The sequence below is a fragment of the Streptomyces sp. NPDC032091 genome (assembly GCF_055580265.1).
The window spans coordinates 31,742-52,518 of record NZ_JBVILR010000022.1 but is presented as its reverse complement, the minus strand read 5'-3'; the positions used below and the strand labels follow the sequence as shown (position 1 = coordinate 52,518).

At 70.2% G+C, this 20,777-nt stretch carries 22 protein-coding genes; 4 read left to right on the top strand and 18 right to left on the bottom strand.

The window, feature by feature from the left end; all coding sequences use genetic code 11:
• Positions 1 to 201: 201 nt before the first annotated feature.
• From ACZ5NJ_RS29550 to ACZ5NJ_RS29540, 3 genes are all read right to left on the bottom strand, one after another.
• Positions 202 to 843, bottom strand: coding sequence for a LysE family translocator (locus ACZ5NJ_RS29550; protein WP_468768728.1), 642 nt, complete (start codon positions 841 to 843; stop codon positions 202 to 204).
• 109 nt (positions 844 to 952) lie between these two features.
• The gene (locus ACZ5NJ_RS29545; protein ID WP_344165298.1) at positions 953 to 1,276 is read right to left on the bottom strand and encodes an STAS domain-containing protein; all 324 of its coding nucleotides are present in this window, start codon (positions 1,274 to 1,276) and stop codon (positions 953 to 955) included.
• Positions 1,277 to 1,460: 184 nt separating this feature from the next.
• A complete protein-coding gene (locus ACZ5NJ_RS29540) occupies positions 1,461 to 2,309 on the bottom strand; it encodes a 3-hydroxyacyl-CoA dehydrogenase family protein (RefSeq protein WP_468768727.1) in 849 nt (282 codons plus the stop codon).
• A 182-nt stretch (positions 2,310 to 2,491) separates the two neighbouring features.
• Between ACZ5NJ_RS29540 and ACZ5NJ_RS29535 the strand changes: the two genes are divergently transcribed.
• A complete protein-coding gene (locus tag ACZ5NJ_RS29535; protein ID WP_468768724.1) occupies positions 2,492 to 3,064 on the top strand; it encodes a cob(I)yrinic acid a,c-diamide adenosyltransferase in 573 nt (190 codons plus the stop codon).
• Positions 3,065 to 3,252: 188 nt separating this feature from the next.
• On the opposite strand, the gene ACZ5NJ_RS29530 is transcribed toward ACZ5NJ_RS29535, so the two are convergent.
• The gene (locus ACZ5NJ_RS29530) at positions 3,253 to 3,819 is read right to left on the bottom strand and encodes a hypothetical protein (RefSeq protein ID WP_468768723.1); all 567 of its coding nucleotides are present in this window, start codon (positions 3,817 to 3,819) and stop codon (positions 3,253 to 3,255) included.
• A 160-nt stretch (positions 3,820 to 3,979) separates the two neighbouring features.
• On the opposite strand from ACZ5NJ_RS29530, the gene ACZ5NJ_RS29525 reads away from it, so the two are divergent.
• The 3 genes from ACZ5NJ_RS29525 to ACZ5NJ_RS29515 all read left to right on the top strand — a co-directional run bounded on the left by ACZ5NJ_RS29525 (position 3,980) and on the right by ACZ5NJ_RS29515 (position 7,862).
• On the top strand, positions 3,980 to 5,167 hold the full coding sequence (locus ACZ5NJ_RS29525; protein WP_468768720.1) for a sensor histidine kinase: 1,188 nt from the start codon (positions 3,980 to 3,982) through the stop codon (positions 5,165 to 5,167).
• Positions 5,164 to 5,817 carry a response regulator gene (locus tag ACZ5NJ_RS29520; protein ID WP_468768718.1) on the top strand — a complete coding sequence of 218 codons (654 nt, stop codon included), beginning with the start codon at positions 5,164 to 5,166 and terminating at the stop codon, positions 5,815 to 5,817. Before ACZ5NJ_RS29525 ends, ACZ5NJ_RS29520 begins: the two co-directional genes overlap by 4 nt.
• Before the next feature lie 182 nt (positions 5,818 to 5,999).
• Positions 6,000 to 7,862 carry a glycosyl hydrolase family 18 protein gene (locus ACZ5NJ_RS29515; RefSeq protein WP_468768716.1) on the top strand — a complete coding sequence of 621 codons (1,863 nt, stop codon included), beginning with the start codon at positions 6,000 to 6,002 and terminating at the stop codon, positions 7,860 to 7,862.
• 135 nt (positions 7,863 to 7,997) lie between these two features.
• Here ACZ5NJ_RS29515 and ACZ5NJ_RS29510 read toward each other — a convergent pair whose 3' ends face one another.
• The 14 genes from ACZ5NJ_RS29510 to ACZ5NJ_RS29445 all read right to left on the bottom strand — a co-directional run bounded on the left by ACZ5NJ_RS29510 (position 7,998) and on the right by ACZ5NJ_RS29445 (position 20,731).
• A complete protein-coding gene (locus ACZ5NJ_RS29510; RefSeq protein WP_211275098.1) occupies positions 7,998 to 8,444 on the bottom strand; it encodes a DUF2550 domain-containing protein in 447 nt (148 codons plus the stop codon).
• A 128-nt stretch (positions 8,445 to 8,572) separates the two neighbouring features.
• Positions 8,573 to 8,947, bottom strand: coding sequence for a F0F1 ATP synthase subunit epsilon (locus ACZ5NJ_RS29505; RefSeq protein WP_045948891.1), 375 nt, complete (start codon positions 8,945 to 8,947; stop codon positions 8,573 to 8,575).
• Between the two features lie 105 nt (positions 8,948 to 9,052).
• Entirely contained in the window at positions 9,053 to 10,495 is a 1,443-nt protein-coding gene (atpD, locus tag ACZ5NJ_RS29500; protein WP_468768715.1) for a F0F1 ATP synthase subunit beta, read from the bottom strand.
• A complete protein-coding gene (locus ACZ5NJ_RS29495) occupies positions 10,495 to 11,412 on the bottom strand; it encodes a F0F1 ATP synthase subunit gamma (protein ID WP_468768714.1) in 918 nt (305 codons plus the stop codon). The genes atpD and ACZ5NJ_RS29495 overlap by 1 nt, the downstream gene beginning before the upstream one ends.
• A 20-nt stretch (positions 11,413 to 11,432) precedes the next feature.
• Complete coding sequence (atpA, locus tag ACZ5NJ_RS29490; protein WP_079429789.1) at positions 11,433 to 13,028, bottom strand: F0F1 ATP synthase subunit alpha; 1,596 nt, start codon at positions 13,026 to 13,028, stop codon at positions 11,433 to 11,435.
• 134 nt (positions 13,029 to 13,162) lie between these two features.
• A complete protein-coding gene (locus ACZ5NJ_RS29485; RefSeq protein WP_468768712.1) occupies positions 13,163 to 13,978 on the bottom strand; it encodes a F0F1 ATP synthase subunit delta in 816 nt (271 codons plus the stop codon).
• Entirely contained in the window at positions 13,975 to 14,505 is a 531-nt protein-coding gene (locus ACZ5NJ_RS29480; RefSeq protein ID WP_468768844.1) for a F0F1 ATP synthase subunit B, read from the bottom strand. Before ACZ5NJ_RS29480 ends, ACZ5NJ_RS29485 begins: the two co-directional genes overlap by 4 nt.
• Positions 14,506 to 14,555: 50 nt before the next feature.
• Positions 14,556 to 14,792, bottom strand: coding sequence for an ATP synthase subunit c family protein (locus ACZ5NJ_RS29475; RefSeq protein ID WP_030153776.1), 237 nt, complete (start codon positions 14,790 to 14,792; stop codon positions 14,556 to 14,558).
• A 78-nt stretch (positions 14,793 to 14,870) separates the two neighbouring features.
• Positions 14,871 to 15,710, bottom strand: a complete 840-nt coding sequence (gene atpB, locus ACZ5NJ_RS29470; protein WP_468768843.1) for a F0F1 ATP synthase subunit A — start codon at positions 15,708 to 15,710, stop codon at positions 14,871 to 14,873.
• A gap of 210 nt (positions 15,711 to 15,920) precedes the next feature.
• The gene (locus tag ACZ5NJ_RS29465) at positions 15,921 to 16,358 is read right to left on the bottom strand and encodes a hypothetical protein (RefSeq protein ID WP_468768710.1); all 438 of its coding nucleotides are present in this window, start codon (positions 16,356 to 16,358) and stop codon (positions 15,921 to 15,923) included.
• 287 nt (positions 16,359 to 16,645) lie between these two features.
• On the bottom strand, positions 16,646 to 17,992 hold the full coding sequence (locus ACZ5NJ_RS29460) for an MraY family glycosyltransferase (RefSeq protein WP_468768841.1): 1,347 nt from the start codon (positions 17,990 to 17,992) through the stop codon (positions 16,646 to 16,648).
• A gap of 104 nt (positions 17,993 to 18,096) precedes the next feature.
• Positions 18,097 to 19,332, bottom strand: a complete 1,236-nt coding sequence (locus ACZ5NJ_RS29455) for a serine hydroxymethyltransferase (RefSeq protein WP_468768708.1) — start codon at positions 19,330 to 19,332, stop codon at positions 18,097 to 18,099.
• Between the two features lie 116 nt (positions 19,333 to 19,448).
• Positions 19,449 to 20,087: an arsenate reductase/protein-tyrosine-phosphatase family protein gene (locus ACZ5NJ_RS29450; protein WP_468768707.1), complete on the bottom strand. Its 639-nt coding sequence runs from the start codon at positions 20,085 to 20,087 to the stop codon at positions 19,449 to 19,451.
• Entirely contained in the window at positions 20,084 to 20,731 is a 648-nt protein-coding gene (locus ACZ5NJ_RS29445; protein ID WP_079429782.1) for an L-threonylcarbamoyladenylate synthase, read from the bottom strand. Before ACZ5NJ_RS29445 ends, ACZ5NJ_RS29450 begins: the two co-directional genes overlap by 4 nt.
• Between the last annotated feature and the right edge of the window lie 46 nt (positions 20,732 to 20,777).

The window sequence follows — 20,777 nt, the reverse complement described above, 5'->3', positions numbered from 1 at the left end:
CGCGTCGCGCGCTCCGGCGCCGTCTTTCCTGCCGCCCGGCCTCGCTCGCGCCGCTTGTCGCAACTGGTCCGGTTTCCGCCCGACCCTAAACGCTGCCGGGTCGCGCCGGTACCGCAGGGGTGCCTCCACCATAGGACCGTTACGATTCCCGCCCCTCCGTGCGGAAGCCGGAACTCCGCGACCGCCGGACGGTATCCGCCCTCAGTCCTTGCGGCCGGTCGCGGCGACGGCGACGCCGAGGCCGATCATCGTCAGCCCGCCGGCCCCGCCGACGAGGGAGAGCCGGCGGGGGGAGCCGGTGAACCAGCCCCGGGTGGTCGCGGCGACCAGCCCCCACACGCTGTCGGACACGATCGCGATGAGGTTGAAGACCAGGCCGAGCAGGAGCATCTGCGGGATGACGCCGCCCTGCTCCCGGTCGACGAACTGCGGCAGCACCGCGGCGAAGAAGACGATCGTCTTGGGGTTGGCCACGCCGACCACGAACCCCTCCCCCAGCGTCCGCAGCCCGCCGCGCGCGGCCGGGGCCGTCTCGGCGAGGGCCGCCTGGAGGGAGCCGCGCGAGCGGACGGCCTTGACGCCGAGGTACACCAGGTACACGGCGCCGACCAGCTTCAGCGCGGTGAAGACGAGGACCGAGCGTTCGACGACCGACCCGACCCCGAGGGCCACGGCCACGACGAGCACGTACGCCCCCAGCGTGTTCCCGGCCACCGTCATCAGCGCGGCCCGGCGGCCCTGCGCCAGGGCCCGGCCGATCACGAAGAGGACGCTCGGGCCGGGGATCACGATCAGCAGGAACGACATGGCCGCGAAGGCCTGCAGTCTGTCGGTGGACACCATGCGTCCATGAAAACCGAGCCCGGCCCGCCCCCGCAGCCCCTTTTTCCCCGGGCCCGCGGCCGGAGCCGCCGTATGCCCGCCCGCGCGGCCGCGCGGACCCGCCCCGGATTCAGACCCGGGGCAGCGACTCCGCTTCCAGCCCGCCCTCGATCGCGAGGATGCGGTGCAGCCGGGTGGCGACGAGCAGCCGCTGCATCCGGTCGGGCACGCCGCGCAGGACCAGCCGCCGGCCGGTCCGGCCGGCCCGCCGGTGGGCTCCCATGATCACGCCGAGTCCGGTCGCGTCCCAGGAGTCGAGTCCGGTCAGATCGAGCACGAGGTCGCCGTGGCCGTCGTCGAGGGCGGTGTGGAGGGCCGTACGGGCGTCCGCCGCGCTGCGCACGTCGAGGCGGCCCCCGACAGCGAGTTCGGCGTGGTCGCCCCTGATGTGCATGTGTGCTCCCCGGCTGTACTGCGTGCGTGTGGTCCGACGGGTCCGTGGCGGCTCATGATCTGCGTCGGCTCGTGGTCGGCAACTCTCACCGCAACTGACTGCCGTGCGGGCGGTGAAGTTGCCGACCGTGAGCGAACCGATACCTAATTCACCCCGTAGGGTGCGGGGATTCGAACGGTCGTGCTCAGTGCTTGTAGAAGCCCTGGCCGCTCTTGCGGCCGATGTCGCCCGCGTCGACCATGCGGCGCATGAGCTCCGGTGCGGCGAACTTCTCGTCCTGCGACTCGGTGTAGATGTTGCTGGTGGCGTGCAGCAGGATGTCCACGCCCGTGAGGTCGGCCGTGGCCAGCGGGCCCATGGCGTGCCCGAAGCCCAGCTTGCAGGCGATGTCGATGTCCTCGGCGGTGGCCACGCCCGATTCGTAGAGCTTCGCGGCCTCGACGACGAGGGCGGAGATCAGGCGCGTGGTGACGAAGCCGGCGACGTCGCGGTTGACGACGATGCAGGTCTTGCCGACGGACTCGGCGAACGCCCGGGCGGTGGCGAGGGTTTCGTCGCTCGTCTTGTAGCCGCGGACCAGCTCGCAGAGCTGCATCATCGGGACGGGCGAGAAGAAGTGCGCGCCGACCACCCGCTCCGGGCGCTTGGTCACCGCCGCGATCTTGGTGATCGGGATGGCGGAGGTGTTGGAGGCGAGGACGGTGTCCTCGCGGACCAGCTCGTCCAGGGTCCGGAAGATCTCGTGCTTGACCTCGATCTTCTCGAAGACGGCCTCGACGACGATGTCCACGTCGGCGACCGCGTCGAAGTCGGTGGTCGTGGTGATGCGGGCGAGGGCCGCCTCGGCGTCCTCCGCCGTCATCCTGCCCTTGGAGACGAACTTGTCGTACGAGGCCTTGATCCCGTCCGTGCCCCGGGTCAGCGCGGCGTCCGTGACGTCGCGCAGGACGACGTCCCAACCCGCCTGAGCGGAGACCTGAGCGATCCCGGAACCCATCAGTCCCGCGCCGATGACGGCGAGCTTCCCAGCCACTGCACACCCCTCGTTGTTCTCAGTACGACCCGGCCTCGTAGCCTCTCCGGCGGAGACTAGCGTCCGTGAGGGGCCCAGTGACCGCGAAGTAACACGCGTCACGTCTCAGATGACGGACATCACACTGACACGGCCCAGCAGTGCGCGGGCCGCCCGCAGTTGGCCCGCACTACGCTGGCGGCATGGTGAACCTCACGCGCATCTACACCCGCACCGGCGACCAGGGCACGACCGCCCTGGGCGACATGAGCCGTACGCGGAAGACGGACCTGCGGATCTCCGCGTACGCCGACGCCAACGAGGCCAACGCCGCCATCGGGACGGCGATCGCGCTGGGGTCGCTGCCGGAGGAGGTCGTCAAGGTCCTGGTCCGCGTGCAGAACGACCTGTTCGACGTGGGCGCCGACCTGTGCACGCCGGTGGTGGAGGACCCGCAGTACCCGCCGCTGCGGGTGGAGCAGTTCTACGTCGACCGGCTGGAGGCGGACTGCGACGCCTTCAACGAGCGGCTGGAGAAGCTCCGCAGCTTCATCCTCCCCGGCGGAACCCCCGGCGCCGCGCTCCTGCACCAGGCCTGCACGGTGGTCCGCCGGGCGGAGCGCTCGACGTGGGCGGCGCTGGAGGTGCACGGCGAGGTGATGAACCCGCTGACCGCCACCTACCTCAACCGTCTCTCCGACCTCCTGTTCATCCTGGCCCGCACGGCCAACAAGGAGGTCGGCGACGTCCTGTGGGTCCCGGGCGGCGAACGCTAGGTCGTCTCTTTCGGATCTTGCCGGTCAAGCCCGCGTCGTCCGGTGCCGTGCATCGGCGCCTTGGCGGGGCGCCGCCGTACTGGACGTACTTGGTGCCCCGCCAAGGCGGCGAGGTGCGGTGCCGGGCGGCGCGGGCCTGGGGGCACCTCCCAGCGGTAGCTGGGGGAGCACGATCCGGAAGAGACGGCCTAGCGGTCACCGCCGACCGGCTCGGCCTCCGCGCCGGCCGGGGCCTTGCGCGGCCAGATCGAGTAGGTCGCGGCGACCACGGCCTGGATGCCGAGCACCCGCAGGGCGGCGAACTGCCAGGCCTGGAGGCTGTCGGTGTCGGCGGCGTCGCCGACGTACCAGATCCCGGCCTGGAGCAGCCCGAGCGCGACCGCCGCGCCGGCCAGGGTCCGCGTCCACAGCTTCCACTCGTGGACGGCGCGGGCCTTGCCGTACTTCGTCCCGGGCGGCTTCGGGCCCCCGGCGAGCCGGTGGGCGGCGTGCCGGTCCAGCCACTTCACGGTGTAGTGCCCGTAGCCGACGGTGTAGCCGATGTAGAAGGCCGCGAGCCCGTGCCGCCAGCTCGGCTCGCCGCCGTTTTCGAGGTCGACGAAGGAAACCACCAGCAGCGCCAGCTCCAGCAGGGGCTCGCACAGCAGGACGGCGGCGCCGAGCCTGCGCATCCCGGCCAGATAGCGCAGCGCCAGCCCCGCGGCCAGCAGCACCCAGAACCCGATCTCGCAGGCGGCGATCAGCGCGACGAGCACGACCCGCCCTCCTTCCCCTCGTGGACTCCGTTCCAGGATTCCGGCCGCCGCGCCCCGCCGCGTCGTCACCGATGACGAACCCGCACTGCATCCTTCGATGTAGCCGCCTCTCCGCCCCGCCGCCGACGCCGCTCCGCCGCGTCCCGTGTTGGATGGGAGCGTGCAGTCCACGATCTTCCGCCCGCACCGCGACGACGTGCTCCTCGCGGTGGCCAGCGTGCTCGCCGGTCTGCTGCTGTGGTCCCTCGGGGTCCACAGCTCCGGTGACCGGCACTTCTTCCCGGCCTGGGCGGCGCTGGTGCCGCTGTTCGCCATCGGGCCGATGGAGCTGCTGCGGCGCACCGCCCCCCACACCACCCTGGCCGTCGGCACCCTCGCGGTGGTCGCCGACCAGTTCACCGTGGGCAACCTGGCCACCGTCATCGTCTTCACGGACCTGATGTACGCGGCCGTCGTCTACGGCACCCCGGCCATGGCGCGGCGGCTGCCGGTGACCACCGGCCTGGTCACGGTGATCGTCACCGTGATCGCCGTGGCCTGGCTGCGCACCCCGCAGTCCCTGATGATCGGTGTGATCACCGGCATCGTGTGCTTCGGCCCGGCCCTGACCGGCGCCACCCTGCGCAACCACCGCGAGGCCGCCGAGGCCGCGCGGCTGCGCGCCGAGCAGACGGCCCTGCTGGCCGAGATGGACCGGACGCAGGCGGTGGCCGCCGAGCGCGCCCGGATGGCGCGCGAGCTGCACGACATGGTCGCCAACCACCTCTCCGCCATCGCCATCCATTCCACCGCCGCGCTGTCCATCGACTCCCCCGCCACCAGCCGCGAGGCGCTGGGGGTGATCCGCGAGAACAGCGTCCAGGGGCTGGCCGAGATGCGCCGGCTGATCGGGCTGCTGCGCGAGGCGGGGGCCGGGCAGGAGGCCGCGCCCGTCCCCTCCCTCGACGGGCTGGGTGCCCTGCTGGAGCGGGCCCGGGCGAACGGCACCGCGAGCGGGCTGGACTTCGTCCTGCACGACGCCCGCCGCCCGGCGGCGCCGCCGCTGCCGGCGCCGGTGGAGCTGGCGGCGTACCGGATCGTGCAGGAGTCGCTGACCAACGCCCTCAAGCACGCCGCCGCCGGTACGGTCGCCGTCCGGGTGGCCCGGGAGGGCGGCCTGCTGACGGTGGCGGTGGACTCCCCGTACGGGGACCGGCCGGGTCCGCGCGCCCCGGGCTCGGGAGCGGGGCTGGTCGGCATGCGCGAGCGGACCCAGCTGCTCGGCGGAAGGTTCACGGCGGGCCCGCGGGGGCCCGTATGGCAGGTGCGGGCGGAGCTGCCCGCCGAGGAGAAGGCGGTGGCGGAGTGAGCATCCGGGTCGTGGTGGCCGAGGACCAGCGGGCGGTACGGGCGGGGCTGGTGCTGATCCTGCGCAGTGCGGGCGACGTCGAGGTGGTCGGGGAGGCGGCCGACGGCGAGGAGGCGGTGCGCCTGGCCCGGGAGCTGCGGCCGGACCTGATGCTGATGGACGTGCAGATGCCGCTCCTCGACGGGGTCGAGGCCACCCGGCGGGTGGTCGCGGAGGGGCTGGCCGACGTCCTGGTGCTGACCACCTTCGACCTCGACGAGTACGTGTTCGGGGCGCTGCGGGCGGGCGCGGCGGGCTTCCTGCTGAAGGACGCGGACGCGGGCGAGCTGATCGCGGCGGTGCGTACGGTGGCGGGCGGCGAGGGGCTGATCGCCCCGGCCGTGACCCGGCGGCTGATCGCCGAGTTCGCCGCGCCCCAGCCGGTACGGGTGCCGGTGCGGCCGGAGGCGGCCGCGGCGGTGGAGTCGCTGACCCGGCGCGAGCGGGAGGTGCTGGTGGCCCTGGGCGAGGGGCTGTCGAACGCGGAGATCGCCGTCCGGCTGGAGATGGCGGAGGCCACCGTGAAGACGCACGTCAGCAGGTTGCTGGCCAAGCTGGATGTGCGCAGCCGGGTCCAAGCGGCCGTTTTGGCGCGGGAGTTGGGGCTCTAGACCATCACCGGAGAGGAGGTCTGGACCTCTTGACGGTTGGTACAGACCTTTCTAGTCTCACGGCATCACTGTGGTGAGCGTGCCATGACAAAGATCGCTTCCGGCGTGCTCACGGGCGGCGCAGGTCCCATCCCCAGTGCCGGTCGGCCCCCCGACCGGCACGGACCTCCGGAGGAGCACCCTTGAGCACAGCACCCCCACGACGCATCCCCCTCTTCAGGAGGCTGGCCGCCACCGCGGCCGCCCTCGCCCTGCCCGTCGCCGGCCTCATCGGCCTGGCCGGGCCCGCGCAGGCCGCCGCCTCCGCGACCGCCACCTACACCAAGGTCTCCGACTGGGGCACCGGCTTCGAGGGCAAGTGGACGGTGAAGAACACCGGCACCTCCGCCCTCAGCAGCTGGACCGTGGAGTGGGACTACCCGGCCGGCACCCAGGTGACCTCGGCCTGGGACGCCACCGTCACCAGCTCCGGCACCCACTGGACCGCCAAGAACGTCGGCTGGAACGGCACCCTCGCCCCGGGCGCCACCGTCAGCTTCGGCTTCAACGGCAGCGGCCCCGGCGCCCCCTCGGGCTGCAAGATCAACGGCGGCTCCTGTGACGGCGGCACCACCCCCACCGACAATCCGCCCTCGGCCCCCGGCACCCCCACGGCCTCCGGGCTCACGGAGAACGCCCTGACCCTGTCCTGGCCGGCGGCCACCGACGACAAGGGCGTCAAGAACTACGACGTGTACCGCAACGGCGCCAAGCTGGCCACCGTCACCGGCACCACCTACGGCGACAGCGGCCTGACCAAGGGCACCGCCTACACCTACACGGTCACCGCCCGCGACACCGCCGACCAGACGGGTCCCTCCTCCGCCCCGCTCACCGTCACCACCCCCGGCGGCGGCACCGACCCCGGGCCGGGACCCGGCCCCGACCCCGGCGCCAGGGTCAAGCTCGGCTACTTCACCGACTGGGGCGTCTACCAGCGCAACTACCACGTGAAGAACCTGGTCACCTCGGGCACCGCCGCGAAGATCACCCACATCAACTACGCCTTCGGCAACGTCCAGAACGGCAAGTGCACCATCGGCGACTCCTACGCCGACTACGACAAGGCCTACACCGCCGACCAGAGCGTCGACGGCGTCGCCGACACCTGGGACCAGCCCCTGCGCGGCAACTTCAACCAGCTGCGCAAGCTCAAGGCCAAGTACCCGAACATCAAGATCGTTTACTCCTTCGGCGGCTGGACCTGGTCCGGCGGCTTCGGCCAGGCCGCCCAGAACCCGGCCGCGTTCGCCCAGTCCTGCTACGACCTGGTCGAGGACCCGCGCTGGGCGGACGTCTTCGACGGCATCGACATCGACTGGGAGTACCCCAACGCCTGCGGCCTGTCCTGCGACACCAGCGGCGCCGCCTCCTTCAAGAACCTCATGTCGGCCCTGCGCGCCAAGTTCGGCTCCTCCAACCTGGTCACCGCCGCCATCTCCGCCGACGGCTCCAACGGCGGCAAGCTCGACCTCGCGGACTACGCGGGCGCCGCCCCGTACGTCGACTTCTACAACGTGATGACGTACGACTTCTTCGGCGCCTGGGACGCCAAGGGCCCGACCGCCCCGCACTCCCCGCTGACCTCCTACGCCGGCATCCCGATCGCCGGCTTCAACTCCGAGGCCGCCATCACCAAGCTCAAGGGCAAGGGCATCCCCGGCTCCAAGCTCAACCTCGGCATCGGCTTCTACGGCCGCGGCTGGACCGGCGTCACCCAGGACGCCCCCGGCGGCACCGCCACCGGACCCGCCCCGGGCACCTACGAGCAGGGCATCGAGGACTACAAGGTCCTCAAGACCAGCTGCCCCACCACCGGCACCGTCGCCGGCACCGCCTACGCCAGGTGCGGAGGCAACTGGTGGAGCTACGACACCCCCGCCACCATCGCCGGCAAGATGACCTGGCTGAAGAACCAGGGGCTCAAGGGAGCCTTCTTCTGGGAGTTCAGCGGGGACACCACGAACGGCGAGCTCGCGAACGCCATCCACACCGGCCTGCAGTAGCCGCACACGACGAAGCCGGGGAAACGGGTCCGCCCCCGTCTCCCCGGCTTCTTTTACGGCCGCAAAACCTCAGGCCACGTTCACCCTCCCCCAGACTTCGTCCGGGGGGACCCCCATCCAACGGGCAAGGAATTTTTACGCGACATTCACCCGTTGCCCCGGAGGCGCCGCCTCCAGCCAGGCCAGGAAACCGGTCAGCGCGTCCTCGCTCATCGCCAGCTCCAGGCGCGTCCCCTGGTGGGAACAGCCGAGCACGACGGAGTCGGACAGCAGCGCCAGCTCCTCCTCGCCCTCCGGGGCGCGCCGTGCGAGCACCTCGATGGAGGAACGCTCCAGCAGCCGGCGCGGCCGCGGCGAATAGCTGAACACGCGGAACCACTCGATGCGGTCACCGCTGTAGCGGGCGACCCCGTACACCCAGCCCTTGCCGGAGACGTCGGGCTCCTCGGCCACGCCCCAGCGCAGGCTGCAATCGAAGGTCCCACCGGAGCGCTGGATCAGTCTGCGGCGCAGCCCGAACACGAACAGCCCGATCACCACCAGGGCTACGACCAGGCCGCTCACAAGCAGAGCGAGGAGCATCTTCACCGACCTCCTCGCTCATCGAAAACCGCACAAACAAAAAGTACGTACATCGCCTCAGCCGCGACCCGCTCCGGAAAATTCCGGAACGGACCGCGGCTGAGGTTTCACACTCTTCGGTACGGGGCTCAGTGCCCCGCGACCGCGCGCAGCCGGACATCGGCGCGACGTTCGGCAGCCGCGTCGGCGTCCGCCTTCGCGCGCTCCAGTGCCCGCTCCGCCCGCTGGACGTCGATCTCGTCCGCGAGCTCGGCGATCTCGGCCAGCAGGGACAGCTTGTTGTCCGCGAACGAGATGAAACCGCCGTGCACCGCGGCGACGACCGTGCCGCCATCGCTGGTGCGGATGGTCACCGGGCCCGATTCCAGCACACCGAGAAGCGGCTGGTGACCGGGCATGACGCCGATGTCGCCGGACGTGGTGCGGGCGACGACCAGGGTGGCCTCGCCGGACCAGACATTGCGGTCCGCCGCGACCATCTCGACGTGCAGCTCAGCAGCCAAGGTGGCTCCTCGGGTCACCACCCGGCGGGTCCGCCGGGTGTTGGGTCAAATTCTAATGGGCGTGGAGAGAGGGGCGGGACACACCCGCCCCTCTCCTGCGGAGCGTCAGGAGACGCCCAGCTCCTTGGCGTTGGCCTTCAGGTCCTCGATGCCACCGCACATGAAGAACGCCTGCTCGGGGAAGTGGTCGTACTCGCCGTCGCAGATCGCGTTGAACGCGGTGATCGACTCGTCGAGCGGAACGTCCGAACCGTCCACGCCGGTGAACTGCTTGGCGACGTGGGTGTTCTGCGACAGGAAGCGCTCGACACGACGGGCACGGTGGACAACGAGCTTGTCCTCCTCGCCCAGCTCGTCGATACCGAGGATCGCGATGATGTCCTGGAGGTCCTTGTACTTCTGCAGGATCCCCTTGACGCGCATCGCGGCCGCGTAGTGGTCCGCCGCGATGTAGCGGGGGTCCAGGATGCGGGACGTGGAGTCCAGCGGGTCCACGGCCGGGTAGATGCCCTTCTCGGAGATCGGACGGGAGAGAACCGTCGTCGCGTCGAGGTGGGCGAAGGTGGTCGCCGGCGCCGGGTCGGTGAGGTCGTCGGCGGGGACGTAGATCGCCTGCATGGAGGTGATCGAGTGACCACGGGTCGAGGTGATGCGCTCCTGGAGGAGACCCATCTCGTCGGCCAGGTTCGGCTGGTAGCCCACCGCGGAGGGCATACGGCCGAGCAGGGTCGACACCTCGGAACCGGCCTGGGTGTACCGGAAGATGTTGTCGATGAAGAACAGCACGTCCTGCTTCTGCACATCGCGGAAGTACTCCGCCATGGTCAGACCGGCCAGGGCCACGCGCAGACGGGTGCCCGGGGGCTCGTCCATCTGGCCGAAGACGAGCGCCGTCTTGTCGATGACGCCCGAGTCGCCCATTTCCTCGATGAGGTCGTTGCCCTCACGGGTGCGCTCACCGACGCCCGCGAAGACCGACACACCGTCGTGGTTGTTGGCGACGCGGTAGATCATTTCCTGGATCAGAACGGTCTTGCCGACACCGGCACCACCGAACAGACCGATCTTTCCACCCTTGACGTACGGGGTGAGAAGGTCGATGACCTTGACGCCGGTCTCGAACATCTCGGTCTTCGACTCAAGCTCGTCGAAGCTCGGGGCCTTGCGGTGGATGGGCCAGCGCTCGGTGACCTCGGCGTTCGCCTCGGGGTAGTTCAGCACCTCACCCAGGGTGTTGAACACCTTGCCCTTGGTGAAGTCACCGACGGGGACGGTGATGCCCTCGCCCGTGTCGGTCACCGGGGCCTGGCGGACCAGACCGTCGGTGGGCTGCATGGAGATCGTGCGGACCATGCCGTCACCCAGGTGCTGGGCGACCTCAAGGGTCAGCGTCTTGAGCGCGCCGTCCTCGGCCGGGTCGGCGACCTGGACCTTCAGCGCGTTGTAGATGTCGGGCATCGCGTCGACGGGGAACTCCACGTCGACGACCGGGCCGATGACCCGGGCGATGCGGCCCGTGGCAGCGGCCGTCTCAACAGAGGTCGTCATTACTTGTCACTCCCCGCGGTCGCGTCGGCCATGGCGCTCGCGCCACCGACGATCTCGCTGATTTCCTGGGTGATTTCGGCCTGGCGGGCCGCGTTGGCAAGCCGGGAGAGGCTCTTGATGAGGTCCCCGGCGTTGTCGGTCGCCGACTTCATCGCGCGGCGGCGGGCGGCGTGCTCGGAAGCGGCCGACTGCAGCAGTGCGTTGTAGATACGGCTCTCGACGTAGCGCGGCAGAAGGGCGTCGAGGACGTCCTCCGCCGAGGGCTCGAACTCGAACAGCGGAAGGACCTCGCCCTTCTTGCCGTCCTCTTCCTGAGCCTGGTCGAGGCTGAGCGGCAGCATCCGGCCGTCCACCGCGTTCTGCGTCATCATCGACACGAATTCCGTGAAGACGATGTGCAGCTCGTCGACGCCGCCTTCGGCCGTCTCCGTCTGGATGGCCTCGATCAGCGGCGCCGCGACGCGCTTGGCGTCGGCGTAGGCCGGGCTGTCGGTGAAGCCGGTCCACGAGTCCGTGACCTTGCGCTCACGGAAGCCGTAGTAGGCGACACCCTTGCGGCCGACGATGTAGGTGTCGACCTCCTTGCCCTCAGCGCGAAGCCGCTCGGTGAGCCGGTCGGCCTGCTTGATGGCGTTCGAGGAGTAGCCGCCGGCCAGACCGCGGTCGCTCGTGATGAGCACGATCGCGGCACGGGTCGGCGCCTCGACCTCGGTGGTCAGGGCGTGCTTGGTGTTCGAACCGGTCGCCACCGCGGTCACCGCGCGGGTGAGCTCGGTCGCGTACGGCATCGACGCCGCCACCTTGCGCTGCGCCTTGACGATGCGCGAGGCGGCGATCATCTCCATCGCCTTGGTGATCTTCTTGGTCGCCGTGATGGCACGGATGCGACGCTTGTAGACCCGGAGCTGCGCTCCCATGAGTCAGGTCCCTTCCGTCGTCACTTGGAGACGTTGACGGCCGGGACGTCCTCGCCCAGGAGCTTTCCGTCCGAGGTCTCGAACTGGCGCTTGAAGGCGGCGATCGCGTCGGCGATCGAGCCCAGCGTGTCGTCCGACATCTTGCCGCCGTCGGCGATGGAGGTGAGGAGGTCCTTGCGCTCGCGGCGCAGGTGCTCCAGCAGCTCCGACTCGAAGCGGCGGATGTCCTCGACCGGGACGTCGTCCATCTTGCCGGTGGTGCCGGCCCAGACGGAGACGACCTGCTCCTCGACGGGCATCGGCTGGTACTGGCCCTGCTTCAGCAGCTCGACCATGCGCTTGCCGCGCTCCAGCGAGGCCTTCGACGCGGCGTCCAGGTCGGAACCGAAGGCGGCGAACGCCTCCAGCTCGCGGTACTGGGCCAGGTCGACGCGGAGGCGGCCGGAGACCTGCTTCATCGCCTTGTGCTGGGCGGAGCCACCGACGCGGGAGACCGAGATACCGACGTTCAGGGCCGGACGCTGGCCGGCGTTGAACAGGTCGGACTCCAGGAAGCACTGGCCGTCGGTGATGGAGATGACGTTGGTCGGGATGAACGCCGAGACGTCGTTGGCCTTGGTCTCGACGATCGGCAGACCGGTCATCGAACCGGCACCCATGTCGTCGGAGAGCTTCGCACAGCGCTCCAGCAGACGGGAGTGCAGGTAGAAGACGTCACCCGGGTAGGCCTCGCGGCCCGGCGGGCGGCGCAGCAGCAGCGACACGGCGCGGTAGGCGTCGGCCTGCTTCGACAGGTCGTCGAAGATGATCAGGACGTGCTTGCCGGCGTACATCCAGTGCTGGCCGATGGCGGAACCGGTGTACGGCGCCAGGTACTTGAAGCCGGCCGGGTCGGACGCCGGGGCGGCGACGATCGTCGTGTACTCAAGCGCGCCGGCCTCTTCCAGGGCGCCGCGCACGGACGCGATGGTCGAGCCCTTCTGGCCGATGGCGACGTAGATGCAGCGGACCTGCTTGTTCACGTCGCCCGAGCGCCAGTTGTCGCGCTGGTTGATGATCGTGTCGACGGCCAGGGCGGTCTTGCCGGTCTGGCGGTCACCGATGATCAGCTGACGCTGGCCACGGCCGATCGGCACCATCGCGTCGACGGCCTTGTAGCCGGTCTGCATGGGCTCGTGCACCGACTTACGGACCATGACGCCCGGGGCCTGCAGCTCAAGGGCGCGGCGGCCCTCGGTCGCGATCTCGCCGAGGCCGTCGATCGGGTTGCCGAGCGGGTCGACAACGCGGCCGAGGTAGCCCTCGCCGACGCCTACGGAGAGGACCTCACCGGTGCGCTGCACCGGCTGACCCTCCTCGATACCGCTGAACTCGCCGAGGACGATCGCACCGATCTCGCGCTCCTCGAGGTTGAGGGCGAGACCGAGGGTGCCGTCCTCGAACTTCAGCAGCTCGTTCGCCATGGCGGAGGGCAGGCCCTCCACCTTCGCGATGCCGTCGCCGGCAACGCTGACCGTTCCGACCTCCTCGCGCGAGGCCGCGTCCGGCTGGTACGACTGGACAAAGGTCTCCAGTGCGTCCCGGATCTCCTCCGGCCGGATCGTGAGCTCCGCCATCTGGGTTCCCTGCTCTCCTTGTTGGGCCTGAAGCTTCTTTGGGGTCTGGGGGCGACCCCCAGGAATCTTCTGCAAGTTCTGCACGGCCCAACCGGGCCGCTAGGAATGCTTTGTAACTGTGTGGTGGCGGCTGGTCAGCCGGCCATGCGGCGGGACGCCTCGGCGAGGCGCTCCGCGATGGTGCCGTCGATGACCTCGTCGCCGACCCGCACCGAGATCCCGCCGAGGACCTCGGGGTCCACGTCGAGGTTCAGGTGCATCTGGCGGCCGTACAGCTTGGCCAGCACCGCGCCGAGACGCTGCTTCTGCACGTCGCTGAGCGGGACCGCGCTGGTCACCGTGGCGACCATGCGGTCACGACGCGCAGCGGCGAGCGTCGAGAGGGACTCAAGGCCCCCCTCAAGGCTACGTCCACGCGGGTGCGTGACGAGACGGACGACCAGGCGCTCGGTGACGGCGTTCACCTTGCCGCCGAGCAGGCTGCGCAGCAGCTCGCTCTTGGCGGTCGCGGTGGCGGCGCGGTCGGTCAGCGCGGCACGCAGTCCGGTGTTCGAGGCGACGATCCGGCCGAACCGGAACAGCTCGTCCTCGACGCCGTCGAGCGCGCCCGCCCGCTGGGCGGCGGTGAGGTCGGCGGTGGCCGCCAGCTCCTCCAGCGCGTCCACCAGGTCACGGGACTGCGACCAGCGGGACCGGGCCATGCCGGACACCAGGTCGAGGGTCTCCCCGCCCACCTGGCCGGACAGCAGCCGGCCGACGAGCTCGGCCTTGGCCTCGCCGGACTGCGCCGGGTCCGTGATGACCCGACGCAGCGAGACCTCACGGTCGAGCAGCGCGGTGACGGCTGCCAGCTCACCGGCGAGCTTCGCCGCGTCGACGGACGTGTTGTCCGTCAGCGCGTCGAGACGCTCGCGCGCGGAGGCCAGCGCCTCGCGGCTCGCTCCGTTCATCGGGCCGCCTCGGCCTTCTCCTCAAGCTCGCTGAGGAAGCGGTCGATGGTGCGGCTCTGACGGGCGACGTCCTCGAGGGACTCGCCGACGAGCTTGCCGGCCAGGTCGGTGGCGAGCTTGCCGACGTCCTGACGCAGCGCCTGAGAGGCGGCCTTGCGGTCAGCGGCGATCTGGGCGTGACCGGCAGCGATGATCTCCTCACGCTGCCGCTGGCCCTCTGCGCGCAGTTCTTCCTTGAGCGCAGTGCCCTGCTCCAGCGCTTCCTGGCGCAGGCGCGCGGCCTCGTGCCGGGCCTCGGCGAGCTGGGCCTTGTACTGCTCCAGCACGCTCTGGGCCTCGGTCTGAGCGGCCTCAGCCTTCTCGATACCGCCCTCGATGGCCTCGCGACGCTCGTCCAGAACCTTGTTGATGTTCGGGAGGAGCTTCTTCGCGAGGAAACCGAAGACGATGACGAAGGCGATCAGACCGATGACGAGCTCGGGGATCGGCGGGACGAGCGGGTTTTCCGTCTCGGCCGCGAGAACCATGAGGTTCACATCAGTGCCTTTCGTCTAATCGGACTAGTGGTCGCGGTTCGTCAGCTGTAGACGAACGGCATGACCAGACCGATGAGGGCGAGCGCCTCACAGAAGGCGAAGCCGAGGATCTGGTTGGCGCGGATCAGACCCGCAGCCTCGGGCTGGCGGGCGAGGGCCTGCGTACCGTTACCGAAGATGATGCCGACGCCGACGCCCGGGCCGATGGCCGCGAGACCGTAACCGACGGAGCTGAGGGAACCGGTGACGCCATCGGCGGCAGCAAGGATCTGGGACATGCCAGTTCTTCCTTCTCTTTCACGGACCGGTGGGGGTTGGCCACCGGACGACAGGGGGTTGGGGGTGGGCGGCGTGGCTCAGTGGTGCTCGGCGAGCGCGCCCTGGATGAAGCTGCAGGCCAGGAGGACGAAGACGTACGCCTGGACAGCCTGGATGAAGAGCTCGAAGGCCGTCATCACGATGACCATGATGAACGAGACGCCCGCGTAGGCGATGCCGATCCCGTGCAGCAGGTACCAGCTGGCGATGGTGAACAGCAGCAGCAGGGTGTGACCGGCGAACATGTTCGCGAACAGTCGGACCGCGTGGGTGAACGGGCGCACCAGGACGTTCGAGAAGAACTCGATGACCATGACCAGCGGCAGGACGCCGCCGAGCGACTTGTCGTAGCCGGTCAGGTTCTTCAGTCCGCCGACGAAGCCGTGACGCTTGAACGTCACCGACATCCAGATGAAGTAGACGATCACCGCGAGGACCGCCGGGTACGCGATGATCGAGGTCACGGGGAACTGTGCCACCGGGACGATCGACCAGACGTTCAGGATCCAGACGAAGAAGAACAGCGAGACCATGAAGGGGACGTACTTCTCGCCCTCCTTCTTGCCGAGCGTCTCGTAGACGATGCCGCGGCGCACGAAGTCGTAGCCGGCCTCGCCGATCATCTGCAGCTTGCCCGGGACGACCTTGGCCTTGCCGAAGGCAACCCAGAAGAAGGCGACGATGATGATCGAGCCCAGGAGGGCCAGCAGCATCGGCTTGTTGAAGTAGACGCTGGTCAGACCAGCTTCGCCCCACAGCGGCTCGAAGAGGAACGAGTGCAGGCCCGGGCCGGGGAAGCCACATCCGGTGAAGATGTGACAGTCGGTCTCGAAAGCGAGGACCTGCGTCGGGTCAGCACTCACCGCGGGCTCCTTCAGCGTGGCGCATAGGTACGGCAACCTCATCGTGTCGGCGCGGCACACGGCCGCGGTTCGGCACTGGACTGGTGTAACGGGTGTGGGGGCGGCAGTCAGGCATCGAGCCTCGCGATGGAACAGGCGTCAGCTCAGATGCCCGCGCCCGCAGTGCCGCAGTTTGAACCGGACGATAGCAGCATCTCGAACGCACACTTATCCCGGCCCTACCCCTCACGACTTCGGCCCCGGGTTTTCGGGCTTTCGGGCCTCGGTCGAGTCCGGCTCGACGTAAAGGATCTTGGCCTTCATGTGCGCACGCGTCTGCGCGCCGATCCACACGAGGGTGGTGGCGACGAGCGTGATCGCGAACGCCCGGGGGTGGAACAGCGTCGTGTTCTTGAACACGGCGAGAAAGACGAAGAGCAGCAGGATCTGGGCCGCGTAGAGCATGAGGCCCATGGCCTGGAACAGATGCGGGAGCGACTTGGCCGTGCGCTGCAGGACCAGGAACCCGAGACCCATGAACAGGATCACGACCACGGTCGCGACGATCGAGCCGACCGCACCCTTGCCACCGACGACCAGACCGCTGACGACCGCGGCGAGAGCGCCGGCGGCAGCGGTGGGTACGGCGGTTTGCAGGAGGGATCGGACGTCGTTAGACCGCATGGCGGTTTGCTCCGCGTGGTGGTGGGGGCACGGACTCGTACGGGAACTCGCTACGGGGACGAGCGTAAGCCCGGTCCGAGTGATCGCCTCGGGCCAATGGACCGTCGCACTACGGTCCTTCGGCTCTGTCGCCGGGTTTAGTGAACGGTATCACAAACTATTTGATGAGAGCTTTACCTGTGCGGTGTGCTGACTGTCACACATGAGGGCTAATCCGCCCGTGTGTGCAAGACAGGCCTGCGACTTGTCTGGTAAAGGGCGTTCATGTCGGACATGCGCCAGGGGCGTCAGCGTGCCGAACCGGCCTTACGCCGGTCGGGGAAGCGCGAACGGGGGCCTACCGCTGTCGCGCCGTTGACGCCGGACACTCCGGCCGCGATCGGCCGCGCCGGCTCCGGCTCGGTCCCCGGGGCCTCCCGCACCGCGGCCTCGGCCGCCGCCTCCGCGGCCCGGCGGGTGTGCCGGTAGCGCGGCGGGACGAGCCCCTCGGCCCAGCGCGGGGCGCGCGGGGTGAACCGCGGCAGCAGGAGCAGGACGAGGCCCAGGGCGCTGAGCGCGGCGATGGCGAGGACGATCCACATCGAGGCGGAGTTGACCGAATAGGCCACGGTCCCGAAGGCGATCAGCCCCGACCAGAAATACATGATGAGTACGGCGCGGCTGTGCGAATGCCCGAGTTCCAGGAGCCGGTGGTGCAGGTGCCCGCGGTCGGCGGCGAAGGGCGACTGGCCCTTCCAGGTACGCCGCACGATGGCCAGGACGAGGTCCGCCATCGGGATCGCGATGATGGTCAGCGGCAGCAGCAGCGGGATGAACACCGGCAGCATCGCGTGCGTGGCGTTGCGCTCGCCGCCGACGAAGAGGGCCATCGTGTCGGGGTCCACCTGCCCGGTGATCGAGATGGCCGAGGCGGCCAGCACCAGGCCGATCAGCATCGAGCCGGAGTCGCCCATGAAGATCCGCGCCGGGTGCATGTTGTGCGGCAGGAAGCCCAGGCACATGCCCATCAGGATGGCCGCGAAGAGCGTCGCCGGGGCCGCCGACTCGATCCCGTAGCCGAACCAGATCCGGTAGGCGTAGAGGAAGAACGCGCAGGTGGCGATGCAGACCATGCCGGCGGCCAGGCCGTCGAGCCCGTCGACGAAGTTCACCGCGTTGATGGTGATCACCACCAGGGCCACCGTGAGCAGGGTGCCCTGCCACTGGGTCAGCGCGACGGTGCCGATGCCCGGAACCGGAATCCACAGGATGGTCAGGCCCTGGATGACCATGACGCCGGCGGCGATCATCTGGGCGCCCAGCTTGATGAGCGCGTCCAGCTCGAACTTGTCGTCGAGGACGCCGACCAGCCAGATCAGCGCGGCTCCCGACAGCAGCGCCCTGGGCTCGTTGGAGCGTTCGAAGACTCCGTTGAGGCTCTGGAGGTGGTCGGCGATCAGCAGGCCCGCGCACAGGCCGCCGAACATCGCGATCCCGCCCAGCCGGGGGGTGGGCTCGCGGTGCACGTCGCGGGCGCGGATCTCCGGCATCGCGCCCGCCGCGATCGCGAACTTCCGGACGGGCCCGGTCAGCAGGTAGGTCACCGCGACCGTGACGCAAAGCGTCAGCAGATATTCACGCACTGGCTGCCCCAGATGTATCGCCGGCCATCTCAGCCCCACACATTAGCCGCGATGTACACGCGGACGAGGACGCGCGGAGTCCTCGTTCCGGTTGCACTACGGGACACTCGTCCCGGTTACGCCCCGTAAGGGGGAAATCGTCCGGCCAGCTCGGTGACCTCGGTCCGCACCGCGGCCACGTCCCCGCCGCGCAGCACGGTGGCGAACAGCTCCGCGACCCGGGCCATCTCGCTCTCCCCCATGCCCTGCGTGGTCACCGCCGCCGTACCCAGACGGATGCCGCGCGACTCCCCGTACGGCAGGGCGCAGGTGTCGAGGACGATCCCGGCGGCGGCCAGCCGTCCGCGCGCGGCCGCTCCGTCGAGGCCGAGGGGGGCCGGGTCGGCGCTGATCAGATGGGTGTCGGTGCCGCCCGTGGTCACGGCCAGGCCGTGCGCCCGGAGGGCTTCGGCGAGCGTGCGGGCGTTGGCGACGACCTTGTGCGCGTACCGGGTGAAGGCGGGGCCGGCCGCCTCCCCGAAGGCCACCGCCTTGGCGGCGATGGTGTGCATCTGGGCGCCGCCCTGGGTGAAGGGGAACACCGCCCGGTCGACGCGCTCGGCGAACTCGGCGCCGCAGAGCACCATTCCGCCGCGCGGGCCGCGCAGCACCTTGTGGGTGGTCGCGCAGACCACGTCCGCGTAGGGGACGGGGCTCGGCGCCGCCCCGCCCGCGACCAGTCCGACGGGGTGGGCGGCGTCGGCGATCAGATAGGCCCCGACCTCGTCGGCGATCTCCCGGAAGGCCGAGTACTCCAGGTGCCGGGGATAGGAGATGGACCCGCAGACGATGGCCCGGGGCCGGTGCGCCCGTGCCAGTCGCTGCACCTGCTCGTAGTCGACGAGCCCGGACCCGGGGTCGACCCCGTAGCCGACGAAGTCGAACCAGCGCCCGGAGAAGTTGGCGGGCGAGCCGTGCGTGAGGTGGCCGCCGTACGCGAGTCCCATCGCCAGCACGGTGTCCCCGGGCCGCAGCAGCGCGGCGTACGCGGCGAGCACCGCCGAGGAACCCGAATGCGGCTGCACGTTCGCGTGCTCGGCCCCGAACAGTGCCTTGGCCCGCTCCTGGGCCACCCGCTCGGCGAGGTCGGCGTACTCGCAGCCGCCGTGGTGGCGGGCGCCGGGATACCCCTCGGCGTATTTGTTGGCGAGCGGCGACCCGAGCGCGGCGAGCACGGCCTCGGAGGTGAAGTTCTCGGCGGCGCTCAGCTGGAGCGTGGTGGCCTGCCGCTGCCGCTCCCCGTCGAGGATGTCGGCCAGCTGCGGATCCCGCGCCCGCAGGACGTCCGTGGCCCGCTCAGTGGTGACGCTCATGGCGCGACTCCCGCGCAGTGGGGGGTACCGGTACCAGCCACTGTAGGCCGCACCCGCCGTCCACGCCCGGGCAGCGCCGCGGGCACCACCCCGGCCGGCCCCCCGCGAAGGAGGGGTCAGCGCGGGGGCGTGACGCCCGTCAGGGCGGTGACGACCGGGTCCAGCGCCTCGTTGATCTCGTCGCCGATCGACCGGAAGAAGGTGATGGGCGCCCCGTACGGGTCGTACACCTCGTCCGCGTCGGCGGAAGGGGCCAGCAGCCAGCCGCGCAGGGCGGCGGCGGCCCGCACCAGGGCCCGGGCGCGCTCGGCCATGCCGTCGTCGAGCGGCGGGAGGGTCGCCGGGTCTATGGCCCGCACCAGCCGGGTGAACTCCTTCAGCGTGAAGGTCCGCAGTCCGGCCGAGTGGCCCATGGAGATGACCTGCGCCCGGTGGTCGCGCGTGGCGGTCAGTACCAGGTCGGCCCGGATGACGTGCTCGTCGAGCAGCTCCCGCCCGGTGAACCCGGTCGCGTCCGCGCCGAAGTCCGCGAGCACGGCGGCGGCGTTGGCCTCCATCGGCGCGCCCTCGTGGCCCCAGGTGCCGGCGCTCTCGACGATCAGGTCGCCCGTGGCCAGCCCCAGCGCACCCAGGCGGTGCGCCAGCGCGTGCCGCGTCAGCCGCTCGGTGATCGGCGAGCGGCACACGTTCCCGGTGCTGACGTGGAGTATGCGGAAGGTGTCTTCCTTGGCTATGCCACGCCCCTGAGGGCTCACGGAGCCACCTCGAGGTCGGGTACGACCTCCCGCAGCTGCTCCGCGGTCAGCGCGCCCTCGCGGAGCAGGACGGGAACCTTCCCGGTGACGTCGACGATCGACGACGGCAGGGTGCTCGGGGTCGGCCCGCCGTCCAGGTACACGGAGACGGAGTCGCCCAGCATGGCGCGCGCCGCGTCGCAGTCCTCCGGCGCCGGGTGCCCGGACAGGTTCGCCGAGGAGACGGCCATGGGGCCGACCTCGGTCAGCAGCTCGATCGCGACGGGGTGCAGCGGCATGCGGACGGCCACGGTCCCGCGGGTCTCCCCGAGGTCCCAGGCCAGCGAGGGCTGGTGCTTGGCGACGAGGGTGAGGCCGCCCGGCCAGAAGGCGTCGACGAGCTCCCAGGCCTGCTCGGAGAAGTCCGTGACGAGGCCGTGCAGGGTGTTCGGGGAGCCGATGAGCACCGGGGTGGGCATGTTGCGGCCGCGGCCCTTGGCGGCGAGCAGGTCTCCGACGGCCTCGGCACTGAAGGCGTCCGCGCCGATCCCGTAGAGGGTGTCGGTGGGCAGCACGACGAGCTCTCCACGGCGTACGGCGGAGGCCGCTTCACGCAGGCCCGTCTTGCGGTCCGTCGCGTCGTTGCAGTCGTATCGCCGGGCCATCAGCGGGCCTCCTCGTGCAGCGGGGTGGTGTCGTGGGCGGTCGGGG

Coding starts and splice junctions, on each gene's coding strand:
- ACZ5NJ_RS29545 (WP_344165298.1), bottom strand. CDS start 1,276: ATGCACATCAGGGGCGACCACGCCGAACTCGCTGTCGGGGGCCGCCTC.
- atpA (WP_079429789.1), bottom strand. CDS start 13,028: ATGGCGGAGCTCACGATCCGGCCGGAGGAGATCCGGGACGCACTGGAG.
- ACZ5NJ_RS29535 (WP_468768724.1), top strand. CDS start 2,492: ATGGTGAACCTCACGCGCATCTACACCCGCACCGGCGACCAGGGCACG.
- ACZ5NJ_RS29455 (WP_468768708.1), bottom strand. CDS start 19,332: ATGAGCGTCACCACTGAGCGGGCCACGGACGTCCTGCGGGCGCGGGAT.
- ACZ5NJ_RS29510 (WP_211275098.1), bottom strand. CDS start 8,444: ATGCTCCTCGCTCTGCTTGTGAGCGGCCTGGTCGTAGCCCTGGTGGTG.
- ACZ5NJ_RS29550 (WP_468768728.1), bottom strand. CDS start 843: ATGGTGTCCACCGACAGACTGCAGGCCTTCGCGGCCATGTCGTTCCTG.
- atpD (WP_468768715.1), bottom strand. CDS start 10,495: ATGACGACCTCTGTTGAGACGGCCGCTGCCACGGGCCGCATCGCCCGG.
- ACZ5NJ_RS29495 (WP_468768714.1), bottom strand. CDS start 11,412: ATGGGAGCGCAGCTCCGGGTCTACAAGCGTCGCATCCGTGCCATCACG.
- ACZ5NJ_RS29485 (WP_468768712.1), bottom strand. CDS start 13,978: ATGAACGGAGCGAGCCGCGAGGCGCTGGCCTCCGCGCGCGAGCGTCTC.
- ACZ5NJ_RS29475 (WP_030153776.1), bottom strand. CDS start 14,792: ATGTCCCAGATCCTTGCTGCCGCCGATGGCGTCACCGGTTCCCTCAGC.
- ACZ5NJ_RS29480 (WP_468768844.1), bottom strand. CDS start 14,505: ATGGTTCTCGCGGCCGAGACGGAAAACCCGCTCGTCCCGCCGATCCCC.
- ACZ5NJ_RS29465 (WP_468768710.1), bottom strand. CDS start 16,358: ATGCGGTCTAACGACGTCCGATCCCTCCTGCAAACCGCCGTACCCACC.
- ACZ5NJ_RS29445 (WP_079429782.1), bottom strand. CDS start 20,731: ATGGCCCGGCGATACGACTGCAACGACGCGACGGACCGCAAGACGGGC.